This is a genomic window from Stenotrophomonas rhizophila (assembly GCF_003751305.1).
Classification (GTDB): domain Bacteria; phylum Pseudomonadota; class Gammaproteobacteria; order Xanthomonadales; family Xanthomonadaceae; genus Stenotrophomonas; species Stenotrophomonas rhizophila_B.
Map to the genome: position 1 here is coordinate 712,752 of NZ_RJKV01000001.1, position 12,829 is coordinate 725,580.

The 12,829-nt window shown below is 67.3% G+C and carries 9 protein-coding genes and 1 tRNA gene; 6 read left to right on the top strand and 4 right to left on the bottom strand.

Translation table 11 applies throughout. The features are described from left to right. The first annotated feature begins 11 nt into the window (after positions 1-11). Entirely contained in the window at positions 12-1,394 is a 1,383-nt protein-coding gene (locus tag EDF74_RS03295; protein WP_123728782.1) for a cation:proton antiporter, read from the top strand. 16 nt (positions 1,395-1,410) lie between these two features. On the opposite strand, the gene EDF74_RS03300 is transcribed toward EDF74_RS03295, so the two are convergent. Then, positions 1,411-3,753, bottom strand: a complete 2,343-nt coding sequence (locus EDF74_RS03300) for a penicillin acylase family protein (RefSeq protein ID WP_123728783.1) — start codon at positions 3,751-3,753, stop codon at positions 1,411-1,413. 153 nt (positions 3,754-3,906) lie between these two features. On the opposite strand from EDF74_RS03300, the gene bfr reads away from it, so the two are divergent. Continuing rightward, positions 3,907-4,395 (top strand): bacterioferritin, encoded by a 489-nt coding sequence (bfr, locus tag EDF74_RS03305; RefSeq protein ID WP_121041522.1) that lies wholly within the window; start codon positions 3,907-3,909, stop codon positions 4,393-4,395. 195 nt (positions 4,396-4,590) lie between these two features. On the opposite strand, the gene parC is transcribed toward bfr, so the two are convergent. After that, positions 4,591-6,834, bottom strand: a complete 2,244-nt coding sequence (parC, locus tag EDF74_RS03310) for a DNA topoisomerase IV subunit A (protein WP_121041523.1) — start codon at positions 6,832-6,834, stop codon at positions 4,591-4,593. 58 nt (positions 6,835-6,892) lie between these two features. Then, positions 6,893-7,771 carry an AraC family transcriptional regulator gene (locus EDF74_RS03315; protein WP_123728784.1) on the bottom strand — a complete coding sequence of 293 codons (879 nt, stop codon included), beginning with the start codon at positions 7,769-7,771 and terminating at the stop codon, positions 6,893-6,895. 143 nt (positions 7,772-7,914) lie between these two features. On the opposite strand from EDF74_RS03315, the gene EDF74_RS03320 reads away from it, so the two are divergent. The 4 genes from EDF74_RS03320 to EDF74_RS03335 are packed head-to-tail and all read left to right on the top strand — an operon-like array spanning position 7,915 to position 12,620. Then, positions 7,915-8,358, top strand: coding sequence for a MarR family winged helix-turn-helix transcriptional regulator (locus EDF74_RS03320; protein WP_121041527.1), 444 nt, complete (start codon positions 7,915-7,917; stop codon positions 8,356-8,358). Between the two features lie 5 nt (positions 8,359-8,363). Next, positions 8,364-9,848, top strand: coding sequence for an efflux transporter outer membrane subunit (locus tag EDF74_RS03325; RefSeq protein ID WP_123728785.1), 1,485 nt, complete (start codon positions 8,364-8,366; stop codon positions 9,846-9,848). An 11-nt stretch (positions 9,849-9,859) separates the two neighbouring features. Continuing rightward, the gene (gene emrA, locus EDF74_RS03330) at positions 9,860-11,041 is read left to right on the top strand and encodes a multidrug efflux MFS transporter periplasmic adaptor subunit EmrA (RefSeq protein ID WP_123728786.1); all 1,182 of its coding nucleotides are present in this window, start codon (positions 9,860-9,862) and stop codon (positions 11,039-11,041) included. Between the two features lie 7 nt (positions 11,042-11,048). Continuing rightward, the gene (locus tag EDF74_RS03335) at positions 11,049-12,620 is read left to right on the top strand and encodes a DHA2 family efflux MFS transporter permease subunit (RefSeq protein ID WP_121041533.1); all 1,572 of its coding nucleotides are present in this window, start codon (positions 11,049-11,051) and stop codon (positions 12,618-12,620) included. Between the two features lie 110 nt (positions 12,621-12,730). Here EDF74_RS03335 and EDF74_RS03340 read toward each other — a convergent pair. Next, positions 12,731-12,817 (bottom strand) — tRNA-Leu (locus EDF74_RS03340). Positions 12,818-12,829 lie beyond the last annotated feature (12 nt).

Consider the following 12,829-nt stretch of genomic DNA (forward strand, 5'->3'; position numbering starts at 1 on the left):
GGGGATCGGTCATGGACTCTGACACCACCGGCATGCGTCGCAGCGGCCTGGCCTGGCGCTACCTGGGCTGGGTGGCGTTGCCGCTGCTGATCGGCCTTGGCCTGGCGCGGTTTGCCGGCCCGGCCGTGACTGCGCAGGTGGCCCGTGCCGAGTCCTCGCTGGGCGCTGACTGGGCCGCGCATCTGCATGCGCCGCTCGGTCTGTTTCTGCTGCAGTTGCTGGTGTTGCTGATGGTCGCCAAGGGCGCGGGCTGGGTGTTCCGCCGGCTGGGGCAGCCGGGGGTGATCGGTGAGATGGTGGCCGGCCTGATGATGGGGCCGCTGGTGCTGGGGGCCATGTTGCCGCAGGTGCATGGCGTGCTGTTCCCGCCGGCATCGCTTGGTTCGCTCGGTCTGCTCAGCCAGCTCGGCGTGCTGATGTTCCTGCTGGTGGCCGGTGCGGAGCTGGATCTGGGCGGGCTGCGGGGGCGACGTCGTTTCGCCTTCGTGGTCAGCCATGCGGGCATCGCGGTGCCCTTCGTGCTGGGCGTGCTGCTCGCGATCTGGCTCTACGGCGCGCACGCACCGCCGGGCGTGGGCTTCACCGGCTTCGCGTTGTTCGTGGGCATTTCATTGAGCATCACCGCCTTCCCGGTGCTGCTGCGCATTCTGGCCGACCGGGGCATGACCGGCACGCCGCTGGGCCAGACCGCGATCGCCTGTGCCGCGCTCGGTGATGCCACCGCATGGTGCCTGCTGGCCCTGATCGTCGCCGCCGCGCAATCGCAGGGCTGGGTGCCCGCCACGATCAACCTGGTCTGCGTGGTCGCCTTCGTCGCGCTGATGCTGGGCGTGGTGCGCCCGTGGTTCTCTCGCTTGGTGATCGCCCCGGGCCAGGAAGGGCGCTGGCTGCTGATCATGCTGTTGATGGCGCTGGGCTGCGCGCTGGTTACCGAGATGCTGGGCATCCACGCGCTGTTCGGTGCCTTCGCGGCGGGCGTGGCGGTGTCCGGCAACGCCACCCTGCGGCATACCGTGGCCGAGCGCGTCGAGCCGTTCGCGGTGACCTTGCTGCTGCCGCTGTTCTTCGCCATGACCGGCCTGCGCATGCGCGCCGACGCCCTGCAGGCCAGCGACCTGGTGCTGTGCCTGATCGTGATCGTGGTGGCCACGCTGGGCAAGCTGATCGGCACCTGGAGTGCAGCGCGCAGTGCCGGCATGGGCAGCCATGAGGCGTGGAAGCTCGGTGCCCTGATGAACACCCGCGGCCTGATGGAGCTGATCGTGCTCAACCTGGGCTACGAGCTGGGCTTCCTCGGCGACCGCCTGTTTGCCGTGCTGGTGATCATGGCCCTGGTGACCACGGCCATGACCGGGCCGCTGCTCAACGCGATGGAGCGCTGGAAGCGGCAGTAAAGCGTTGACCCCGCCATCAGTCCACGGGGACCAGCGACAGCGTGTACGCGGTCTTGCCCGGCAGGAACGGGGTGGGTGTTCCCTTCACCCAGGCGTCGTGTCCTGCGCCCCAGAACGGTGACAACGGGTGACCGCTCTGCCCACCGGGCATGTGGATCAATCCCTCGGCTTCGTGGCCGGGCGAGACCACCATCCGCTGCGACGCCCCGAACGCGGGCCCCTGCACGCGGGGCATGTCGCGGTCGCCGGGCAACGGATCGCCAGGCATGCACAGCCATCGTCGGGCGACGTTGGGCAGGGCGCGACTGACCGGGTGACAGATCGAGGCGGTGTTGCGTTCGCCCCACGTACGCGCGTCCAGCGGTCCCTGACTGCTCAGGTCTGCCTCCAGCGCCTTGGCGGTATCGGTCAACAGCGCAGTCCAGCTGGCAGATGGGGGCGGCAGCAGATGCGCCGGCCGCTCGGTCACCAATGGCCACAACACGCCTTCGAACTGCCCCAGCCGCGGCTCCAGATACGCTTCCCCGAGCTGTGCTTTCGCTGGCGCGAGCAGGCCCTCGCCGACGCGGTCGATCAGCATGCCGCGGAAACCGCGGGTGATCCGGTAGCTGACCGAATCGACGGCCGCATGGCCTTCCCATCGACGGGTTGCCACCTCCAGCCGCTGCAGTGCAGGGTCGTCGCTGGCGGTGACGACCTCGCGCAGCAGGTGCCACCAGCGCGTGAGCAACAGGGCGCGATCGTCGAGCTGGATCGCCAGCAGGTCCGCTTCGGTGAAGCGCTCCTTCGCCATCAGGCCATCGCGGATCTGCCGCCCGCGCGCACCGAGATCGTAGCCACCGTTCCCGGCAATGGCCAAGGTCTCCCCATCGAGCACGCGGCCGTTGGCAGTCCACAGCCGGTGAGTTGGCGGGTCGACCAAGGCCGGCGCGCCATCGCTGCGGATCGCCCAAGGCGCACAACTGGCAGGGGCCGCGATCGTGTTGCCGCTCGGCGGGCAGCCCGCAGCACGGTCCGGGCGTGTGCCGATCAACCGCCAGGCGATGCGTCCGCTGCGGTCGGCGATGACCAGGTTCTGCGCGGGAATACCGCTGCGGTCGGCCACGTGGAAGGCCTCCTCAAGCGTCGCCGCGCGCGCCATCTCGGCGAAGTCCAACCGGACCGCACCGGGAAGCTGCGCCGTCCAGCGCAGCGCCTCGCCACTGCCATCTGTCCTGTCGTGCAGTACCGGACCCCAGGCGGTCTCGCGCACGCGCAGTGTCACCGGCGCTTGACCGGCGACGCCGATACGCTCTTCATGCGTGGTGATGCCCGGCGCATTGGCGGGCACGCTGCGGAAATCGGCGGTGTCGATGTAACTGTTGGTGAAGCCCCAGGCCACGTGTCCGTTGCTGCCGACGACGATGGCCGGCAGGCCGGGCAGCGAGAAGCCACTGACATCGACGCGGCCGTCGGGCGCCTGCGGGTCGGGGTAGCGCAGCCGTACCCGGAACCAGAGATTCGGTGCGCGCAGCCCAAGGTGCATGTCGTCGGCGACGATGGCGCGCCCGTCCACGGTCAGTGCGCCGGACACGGCGAAGTTGTTGCTGCCCAGCACGTCCGCGTCCAGATGACCGGCGGCGGCACTGGTTGCCTGCGCCGCATCGAGGCGTCGGAGGTCGAGCGCCGTGGCGTCCGGTAGCGGTGCGTTGCCGCGCGCTCCGCCAAACAGGGGGGCATCCCACTCGCTGCCCTCGTGGCTGAGCAGTGCATACAGCGCCGGTGGCACCACCGCGCGGATCCGCGCCATCGCCAGTTCGTTCTGATTGGTGGGGTCCTGCAGGTCGGCATACATCGCCAGCCCGGTCAGCACACTGTCTTCGGCCTGCCACGGTGCGGGCGTCTGGCGCAGCAGTAGATAGGGCCAAGGCCGTACCCGAAGATCCGCGACGCCTTGGTTGATGCCGTCCACATACGCCTGCAGGGCAGCGGCACTGCTGCCCGTGGCAACCTCCAGGTGGGCCTCGGTGCGCGCCCGCAGCCGGTGCACCCGCATGCGCTTGTCCATGTCGATCGCCGCCGGGCCGAACAGCTCGGCGAGCTCGCCAGCGGCAGTACGACGCATCAGGTCCATCTCGAAGTAGCGCTCCTGCGCATGCACCAGACCCAGCGCCCGCATCGCATCGGCCTGGGTTCCGGCCTCGATGGTGACCACGCCCAGTGCGTCACGGGTGATGCTCACCGGCGCCGCCAAGCCGGTCATGGCCTGTTCGCCTTCCAGGCGGGGCAGGCTGCCACGCAGCAGCCACCACACCATGAAAACCGTCGCCAGCGTCAGTATCAGCACTCCCCAGACCAACCGCTTCAGCCAATGCCGCATCCTGCGCGTCCCCCTGTAGGTGTGGTTCGATTGTAGGGGAGGCGTGAACGAGCTGTGCACGCCGAACGAAGCGCAACTGCAACTGATTCCGATTAGATCACCGGAATTCCAGATAGGGCACCATGCGCGCATTGATTCATCAGGAGCACCCCCATGAAAGGCAACCCGGACGTCATCGCCTGCTTGAAGGAACTGCTGCGCGGCGAGTTGGCCGCGCGCGACCAGTACTTCATCCATTCGCGCCGCTACGAAGACCAGGGCCTGTTCGCGCTCTATGAGCGCCTCAACCACGAGATGGAAGAAGAGACCCAGCACGCCGATGCGCTGCTGCGCCGCATCCTCTTCCTCGGCGGCGACCCGGACATGCGCCCGCATGTGTTCGAGCCCGGCGTGACCGTGGAAGAGATGCTGCAGAAGGACCTGGAGACCGAGTACAGCGTCCGCGACAACCTGGCTGCCGGCATGAAGCTATGCGAACAGCACCAGGACTATGTCAGCCGCGACATGCTGCTGGTGCAGTTGAAGGACACCGAAGAAGACCACGCCTGGTGGCTGGAACAGCAGTTGGGCCTGATCAAGCGCATCGGCCTGGCGCTGTACCAGACCAGCAAGATGGATGCGAAGGGCACGGCTGCGCACTGAGTGCGGCATCGGGTTCCGCACGCCAGCCAGCCTTCGCCAGCCAGCTGCTGAACCCTCGTCCGCCCGCCAGCCTCTGCCAGCCAGCCGACGTAGAGACGATCAGAAAGGCCGGGGAAACCCGGCCTTTTCTGTGGGCGCAACAAAAAAACGGCCGGGTTTCCCCGGCCGTTCCGATTCACGTCAACACCGCGAGGCTTACTCCACCGCCAGCCCTTCCACCTTCTGCCAGCCACGCGGCAGCAGATGGCCACGGGTCGCGCGGGTGCCCAGGTAGGTGTCCAGATCCTTGAACGACAGGTTCATCGTGCGCTGGCCGCTGCGGACCAGCAGCGTGTTGCCCGGCGCCACCGATACCACCGCGACCACGCGCTCGGTGGCGAGCTTGGCCTTGGGGATGTCGATGATCTTGTTGCCCTTGCCCTTGTCCAGTTCCGGCAGGTCGCTGGCGGCGATCGCCAGCAGGTTGCCCGAGCTGGTCACGGCCACGATGCGATCCGTCTCGGGATTGGCGACCACGGCCGGGGTCAGCACCTTGGAGCCGGAGGTCAGGTTGAGCATCGCCTTGCCGGCCTTGTTGCGGCCGGTGAGGTTCTCGAAGCGGGTCACGAAGCCATAGCCGTGCGTGGAGGCCAGCACGAAGCGCGTGTTGTTCTCGCCGCTGGCCAGGGTCATGAAGGCGCTGCCCGGCGCCGGTGAGAAGCGACCGGTCAGCGGTTCACCGTTGCCACGGGCCGAGGGCAGGGTGTGGATCAGGGTCGAATACGCCCGGCCCTCGCTGTCCAGGAACGCCACCTGCTGCGTGCTGCGTGCGCGCACCGAACCGAGCAGCGCATCGCCATCACGGTAGGAGAGGGTGGACGGGTCCATGTCGTGGCCTTTGGCCGCACGGATCCAGCCCTTCTCCGAAAGCACCACCGTCATCGGCTCGCTCGGCACCAGCTCGGTTTCATCGATGGCCTGCGCCGCGCCACGCTGCACCAGCGGCGAACGACGGTCATCGCCGAACTTCTTGGCATCGGCCACCAGCTCATCGCGGATCAGCTTCTTCAGCTTGGCCTTGCTCTCCAGGATGCCGACGATCTTGTCGCGTTCCTTGGCCAGCTCGTCCTGCTCACCGCGGATCTTCATCTCTTCCAGGCGGGCCAGCTGCTTCAGCTTGGTTTCCAGGATGTACTCGGCCTGTTCCTCGCTCAGCGCGAAGCGCGCGATCAGCGCCGGCTTGGCTTCGTCCTCGGTGCGGATGATGTGGATCACTTCATCCAGGTTGAGGAAGGCGATCAGCAAGCCATCCAACATGTGCAGGCGGCGCTCGACCTTCTGCAGGCGATGGTTGAGGCGGCGGGTCACGGTGGTGCTGCGGAACTGCAGCCACTCGCTGAGCAGGGTCTTGAGGTTCTTGACCTGCGGGCGGCCGTCCAGGCCGATCACATTGAGATTGACCCGGTAGCTGCGCTCCAGATCGGTGGTGGCGAACAGGTGGCCCATCAGCTGCTCGGCGTCCACGCGGTTGGAGCGCGGTACCAGCACCACGCGCACCGGGTTGGCGTGGTCGGACTCATCGCGGATGTCCTCCAGCCACGGCAGCTTCTTGGCGCGCATCTGCGCGGCGATCTGCTCGATCACCTTCGACGGCGACACCTGGAACGGCAGCGCATTGACCACGATGTTGCCGTTCTCCTTCAGGAAGGTGGAACGCGCCCGCACGCTGCCGTAGCCGGTCTCGTACATGGTCCGCAGATCGGCGATCGGGGTGATGATCTCGGCGAAGCTCGGGTAGTCCGGGCCTTTCACGTGCTCGCACAGGTCGGTGACCGTCGCATCGGGATCGTCGAGCAGGTGCAGCAGGGCGCTGACGATCTCGTTGAGGTTGTGCGGCGGCACGTCGGTGGCCATGCCCACGGCGATGCCGGTGGTGCCGTTGAGCAACAGGTGCGGCAGGCGCGCCGGCATCCAGGTCGGCTCTTCCAGCGTGCCGTCGAAGTTGGGGGTCCAGTCGGTGGTGCCCTGGTTGATCTCGCCCAGCAGCACTTCGGCGATCGGGGTCAGCTTGGACTCGGTGTAACGCATCGCCGCGAACGACTTGGGATCATCGGTCGAGCCGAAGTTGCCCTGGCCTTCGATCAGCGGGTAGCGGTACGAGAACGGCTGGGCCATCAGCACCAGCGCTTCGTAGCAGGCGCTGTCGCCATGCGGGTGGTACTTGCCGATCACGTCGCCGACGGTACGCGCGGACTTCTTCGGCTTGGAGGACGCGTTCAGACCCAGCTCGCTCATCGCGTAGATGATGCGGCGCTGCACCGGCTTGAGGCCGTCGCCGAGGAACGGCAGTGCGCGGTCGAGCACCACGTACATCGAATAGTCCAGGTACGCCCGTTCGGCGTACTCGCGCAGGGGCAGCTGTTCAAAGCCGTGGAACGCGGGGCGGGCAAGATCGGTCATGCGGGATTGTTACCTGTGGCAAGGGACGGCGACGGCTGTCGCCCTCGCAGGCGGATGATTATCCGGATGCGGCCGGGGATGCCAAGCCGCGTGATGGGTTCAGGGGGTGTCCGCTGCGCGCCAGATAGCGCCCGGGCGGGCTGCCGAAGTGGCGGCGGAACACGGTGACGAAGGCGCTGGGGCTGCTGAACCCCAGTTCGTGCGCGATATCGGACACGCTCTGGCCATCGGACAGCCGGCGCAGCCCCTCGGCCAGCCGGGCCTGCTGGCGCCACTGCGCGAAGCTGAGCGTGGTTTCATCGCGGAAGTGCCGGGTCAGTGTACGCGGCGACAGCCCGGCCCACCGGGCCCATTGCTCCAGGCTGCGGCCGTCGGCCGGGTCGGCGATCAGCTGCGAGGCGATCCGCAGCAGGCGCCGGTCCTGTGGCATCGGCAGGTGCATGCGCTGGCGCGGCGCATTGCGGATCTCGTCCAGCAGGACCTCGATCATGTGCTGCTGGCGCAGGCTCGGCTCGGCCGCGGGCACCCACGCGGTGACGCGCAGCGCGAGCGCCTGCAGGAGATCGGAAATGGCCAGCACGCAGGGTTCGTCGGGCAGACCACAGGCCATCGGCGCGCTCACGATCACGCCCCAGCCACGCAGCGGCCCGCAGATATCCACCGTATGCGGCTCGCCCGGTGGCATCCAGCCGGCACAGCCCGGTGGCAGTGACCAGGTGCCGTGGCGGGTGCGGGTGGTCAGCAGCCCGGCCTCCACGCAGATCAGCTGGGCGCGCCGGTGCTGGTGCCAGTCGATCTCGCGTTCCAGCCCCTTGGGGCTCTCGATGCGGAAGCCCAGCACGCCCAGCCCGTCATCCCGCTCGAACCAGTCCAGGACCTGGTTGCGGATCATCTGGGTGGCGTCGGTCTCCCGTGCTGGCCTGAAAGTGTTATCCATTGTCCAAATTGTAATACCCGGCCAGTGGCGGGCGCCATTAAGGTAGCGGCGTGCCCATTGTTCTGATTGCTGCAACACAGCATTTGGTTCCAGATTGAATATTTCTATTGAGAAATATATTTTTTGGAAGAGAATGCTCACCCATGATCTGCCCTGATGCCCATCCCCCCAGCTTTGGACTCCTGCTGCGCCAAGTGCGCGATGGCCTGGTCCGTCAGCTAGACACGTCGATGGCCGAGGAAAACCTCGGTATTGGCTTCACCCACTATCTCGGCCTGAAGGTCCTTGCGGCGCGTGCCCCGTGCACCGCCAACGAGTTGGCCCAGGCCCTGGACCAGGTGCCCAGCGCGGTCACTCGCCTGCTGGACAAGCTGGAAGCCCTGGACTGCGTGCGGCGCGAGCCGCATGCCCAGGACCGGCGGGCGCTGCAGATCGTGCTGACCGAGCCGGGCCGCCAGTTGTGGGCCCGCCTCAAGCAGCGGGGCGACCAGACCATCGACGACGCCATGCGTGATCTGTCTGCGGACGAACGCGCGCAGCTGCTTTCCCTCATGACCCGTGTACGCGACTCACTGGTAACGCCATGACTTCCATGTTTGAACGTTCTTATTCACTGCGCCCGCTGCGGCCGGTGCTGGTCTCCGCGCTGGCGCTTGCGCTGGCCGCGTGTGCCAGCAGCCGCGGCCTGGAGCCGCAGGGCCGCCTGCTCGATGCCGACAGCCTGCAGACCCAGCGCACCCTGGCCGGCAACGGCCTGAGCCAGCCCGGCTGGCCGGCCTCGGACTGGTGGCGCGCGCTGGGCGATCCCCAGCTGGACGCGCTGATCGCCGAAGGCCTGCAGCGCAATCCCGGGCTGGACGCGGCCGATGCACGCCTGCGCCAGGCGCGTGCCCAGATCGGCACCGCCCGCGCCGACCGCCTGCCCAGCGTCGCCGCCTCCGGTGGCTACACCGGCGTACGCCTGCCCGAATCAATGGTCGGCGACGAACTCGGCGGCAGCTACGCCGGCAGCGGCCAGGCCTACCTGAGCTTCAGCTACGGCATCGACCTGTGGGGCGGCAAGCGCGCCGCCTGGGAAGCGGCCGTGGACAGCGGTCATGCCGCCGAAGTGGACGCCCAGGCCGCACGCCTGAATCTCTCGGCCGCCATCGCCGAGGCGTATGCGCAGCTGGGTTACGCGTGGACGCTGCATGACGTGGCCAGCGAAGAACTGGCCCGCTCGCAGAAGACGCTGGACCTGACCCGTCAGCGGCGTGCCGCCGGCATCGACAGCGACCTGCAGACCCGCCAGGCCGAAGCCCGTATTCCGGCCGCGCAGCAGCAACAGCAGGCCGCGCAGCAGCAGATCGACGAAGCCCGCACCGCGCTCGCCGCGCTGGTCGGGCAGGGCCCGGACCGGGGCCTGCAGATCGCGCGCCCGCAGGTGTTGAACCCGCTGGCCCTGCAGCTACCCGGCGTCCTGCCGAGCGAACTGCTGGGCCGCCGCCCGGACATCGTCGCCGCGCGCTGGCGCGTGGAAGCGGCCAGCCGTGACATCCACGCCGCCAAGGCCGCGTTCTACCCCAGTCTCAACCTGACCGCCCTCGGCGGCGTGGTCTCCAGTGAAGTGGACCAGCTGCTCAAGAGTGGTTCGACGTTCGCTTTCCTCGGCCCGGCACTGAGCCTGCCGATCTTCGACGGTGGCCGCCTGCGCGCCAATCTGGGCAAGACCGACGCGCAGTACGACCTGGCCGTGGCCGACTACAACCAGTCCGTGCTCAACGCGCTGCGCGATGTCGCCGACCAGGTCAATGCGGTGCGCTCGCTGGCCGACCAGGCCAGTGCCCAGGCCCAGGCCGTCAGCACCGCGCGGGCCGCCCATGATCTGGCCGAGCAGCGCTACCGCGCCGGCATCGGCAGCTACCTGGATGTGCTCAGCGTCGAAGAGCAGTTGCTGGTCTCCCAGCAGCGGCTGGCCAGTCTGCAGTCGCGTCAGATCCTTGTTTCGGTCCGCCTGAGCCAGGCGTTGGGCGGTGGCTTCACCCCGACCAGCGATGCCGCCACGGTCGCCGCCACCCCTGAATCCTCGCATTCCTGAGAGTCATCCCCATGAGTCAGACCTCCGCCCCCGCTGCCGAGAAGGCAGCTCCCTCCCGTCGTGGCAAGCTGCTGCGCGGCCTGCTGGTCATCGTGGTGCTGCTGCTGGCCGCGCTGGCCCTGTGGTACTTCATGTTCGGCCGCTGGTTCGAAGAAACCGACGATGCGTACGTGCAGGGCAACCAGGTCCAGATCACCCCGCTGATCAGCGGCACCGTGGTCGGGATCAACGCCGATGACGGCATGCGCGTCGAGCGCGGCCAGTTGCTGGTCCAGCTGGACCCGGCCGACACCGAAGTGGCCCTGCAGCAGGCCGAAGCCAACCTCGCCAAGACGGTCCGCCAGGTGCGCGGTCTGTACCGCAGCGTGGAAGGTGCCCAGGCCGAATTGAACGCGCGCCAGGTCACCCTCAAGCGCGTGCGCGAGGACTTCAACCGCCGTAAGGATCTGGCCAGCAGCGGTGCGATCTCCAACGAAGAGCTGGCGCATGCCCGCACCGAACTGGCGGCTGCCGAAGCCGCCGTGGCCGGTTCGCGCGAGACCTTCGAGCAGAGCAACGCGCTGGTCGATGACACCGTGATCGCCACCCAGCCGGACGTGCAGGCCGCTGCCGCGCAGCTGCGCCAGGCCTACCTCAACAATGCCCGCGCCGGCATCGTCGCGCCGGTCACCGGTTACGTGGCGCGTCGTTCGGTGCAGGTCGGCCAGCGCGTGCAGCCGGGCAATGCCCTGATGGCCGTGGTGCCGACCGAGCAGATGTGGGTGGAAGCCAACTTCAAGGAAACCCAGCTGCGCCACATGCGTCTGGGCCAGGAAGTGGAGCTGCGTTCGGACCTGTACGGTGGCGATGTGACCTACAAGGGCCGCATCGACAGCCTCGGCCTGGGCACCGGTTCGGCGTTCTCGCTGCTGCCGGCGCAGAACGCCAGCGGCAACTGGATCAAGATCGTGCAGCGCGTGCCGGTGCGTATCGCCATCGATGCCAAGCAGCTGGCCGAGCATCCGCTGCGCATCGGTCTGTCGATCAAGGCCGAAGTGAGCCTGCGTGACCAGAAGGGCACCGTGCTGCCGACCGACATCGCCAAGGGCCAGGTGTTCGATACCGACGTCTATGCCAAGCAGTTGCACAGCGCTGACGATGTGATCCACCAGATCATCCAGCGCAACCTGCCGCAGCAGGGCAAGGCGAGCTGAGGCCCTCATGTCCGCACAAGCTCCCGCCGCACCGGGCGCCCCCGCGGCCCCGGGCACGGCCTTCCGGCCGGCCAACGTCGCCCTGTGCACCGCAGGCCTGGCGATGGCCTCGTTCATGCAGGTCCTGGACACCACCATCGCCAACGTCTCGTTGCCGACCATCGCCGGTAATCTCGGCGCCAGTTCGCAGCAGGCCACCTGGGTCATCACCTCGTTCGCGGTCAGCACCGCGATCGCGCTGCCACTGACCGGCTACCTCAGCCGCCGCTTCGGCGAGACCAAGCTGTTCGTGTGGGCCACGTTGGCCTTCACATTGGCCTCGCTGCTGTGCGGCCTGGCCCAGAGCATGGGCATGCTGGTCGTCTCACGTGCGATCCAGGGTTTCGTCGCCGGCCCGATGTACCCGATCACGCAGAGCCTGCTGGTCTCGCTCTATCCGCGTGAGAAACGCGGGCAGGCGCTGGCGTTGCTGGCCATGATCACCGTGGTCGCGCCGATCGCCGGCCCGATCCTCGGTGGCTGGATCACCGACAACTACAGTTGGGAATGGATCTTCCTGATCAACGTGCCACTGGGCATCTTCGCCGCGCTGGTGGTGGGCAACCAGCTCAAGGGGCGCCCGGAACAGATCGAAAAGCCGAAGATGGATTACGTCGGCCTGATCACTCTGGTGATCGGCGTGGGCGCGCTGCAGCTGGTGCTCGATCTGGGCAACGACGAAGACTGGTTCAGTTCGACCAAGATCGTCGTGCTGGCCTGTGTGTCCGTGGTGGCGCTGGCGGTGTTCCTGATCTGGGAACTGACCGACAAGGATCCCATCGTCGATCTGCGCCTGTTCCGGCACCGCAACTTCCGCGCCGGGACGCTGGCGATGGTGGTGGCCTACGCGGCGTTCTTCAGCGTGGCGCTGCTGATTCCGCAATGGCTGCAGCGTGACATGGGCTACACCGCGATCTGGGCCGGTCTGGCGACCGCACCGATCGGTGTGTTGCCGGTGATCATGACGCCGTTCGTGGGCAAGTACGCCTCGCGGTTCGACATGCGCATGCTGGCCACGATCGCCTTCATCTTCCTGTCCTTCACCAGCTTCCTGCGCTCGGGCTTCAACCTGCAGGTGGACTTCGGCCATGTGGCCGGCATCCAGCTGATCATGGGTATCGGTGTGGCGTTGTTCTTCATGCCGGTGCTGCAGATCCTGCTGTCGGATCTGGACGGTCGCGAGATCGCCGCGGGCTCCGGCCTGGCCACCTTCCTGCGCACGCTGGGCGGCAGCTTCGCCGCCTCGCTGACCACGTGGTTGTGGGCACGCCGTACCCAGGAACACCACGCGCATCTGACCGAACACATTTCCGGTTACACCCCGGGCATGCAGGACCAGGTGACCGCGATGGGGCAGGGCGACCTGCAACATGGTGCGGCGGCGCTCAACAACATGATCAATCACCAGGCCTCGCAGATGGGCTTCAACGACATCTTCTTCCTGCTGGGCTGGATCTTCCTGGCCATCATCGCCTTCCTGTGGCTGGCCAAGCCACCGTTTGGTGCAGGGGCGGGCGCTGCCTCGGCCGGTGGGCATTGAAATGCTTGCGGTGAGCTGAAACGAAAAAACCCCGCTGAAAGGCGGGGTTTTTTTTCGATGCCCGGAAACGAAAAAACCCGCTTGCGCGGGTTTGATCATTTTCTGAGTCATGGTGCCCAGGAGAGGACTCGAACCTCCACGAAGTTGCCCCCGCTAGCACCTGAAGCTAGTGCGTCTACCAATTCCGCCACCTGGGCGACTCAGGAGGA

What these genes read in the sequence shown, in the direction of transcription:
- EDF74_RS03295 (WP_123728782.1), top strand. Translation starts at nt 12, where the DNA reads ATGGACTCTGACACCACCGGCATGCGTCGCAGCGGCCTGGCCTGGCGC.
- EDF74_RS03300 (WP_123728783.1), bottom strand. Translation starts at nt 3,753, where the DNA reads ATGCGGCATTGGCTGAAGCGGTTGGTCTGGGGAGTGCTGATACTGACG.
- bfr (WP_121041522.1), top strand. Translation starts at nt 3,907, where the DNA reads ATGAAAGGCAACCCGGACGTCATCGCCTGCTTGAAGGAACTGCTGCGC.
- parC (WP_121041523.1), bottom strand. Translation starts at nt 6,834, where the DNA reads ATGACCGATCTTGCCCGCCCCGCGTTCCACGGCTTTGAACAGCTGCCC.
- EDF74_RS03315 (WP_123728784.1), bottom strand. Translation starts at nt 7,771, where the DNA reads ATGGATAACACTTTCAGGCCAGCACGGGAGACCGACGCCACCCAGATG.
- EDF74_RS03320 (WP_121041527.1), top strand. Translation starts at nt 7,915, where the DNA reads ATGATCTGCCCTGATGCCCATCCCCCCAGCTTTGGACTCCTGCTGCGC.
- EDF74_RS03325 (WP_123728785.1), top strand. Translation starts at nt 8,364, where the DNA reads ATGTTTGAACGTTCTTATTCACTGCGCCCGCTGCGGCCGGTGCTGGTC.
- emrA (WP_123728786.1), top strand. Translation starts at nt 9,860, where the DNA reads ATGAGTCAGACCTCCGCCCCCGCTGCCGAGAAGGCAGCTCCCTCCCGT.
- EDF74_RS03335 (WP_121041533.1), top strand. Translation starts at nt 11,049, where the DNA reads ATGTCCGCACAAGCTCCCGCCGCACCGGGCGCCCCCGCGGCCCCGGGC.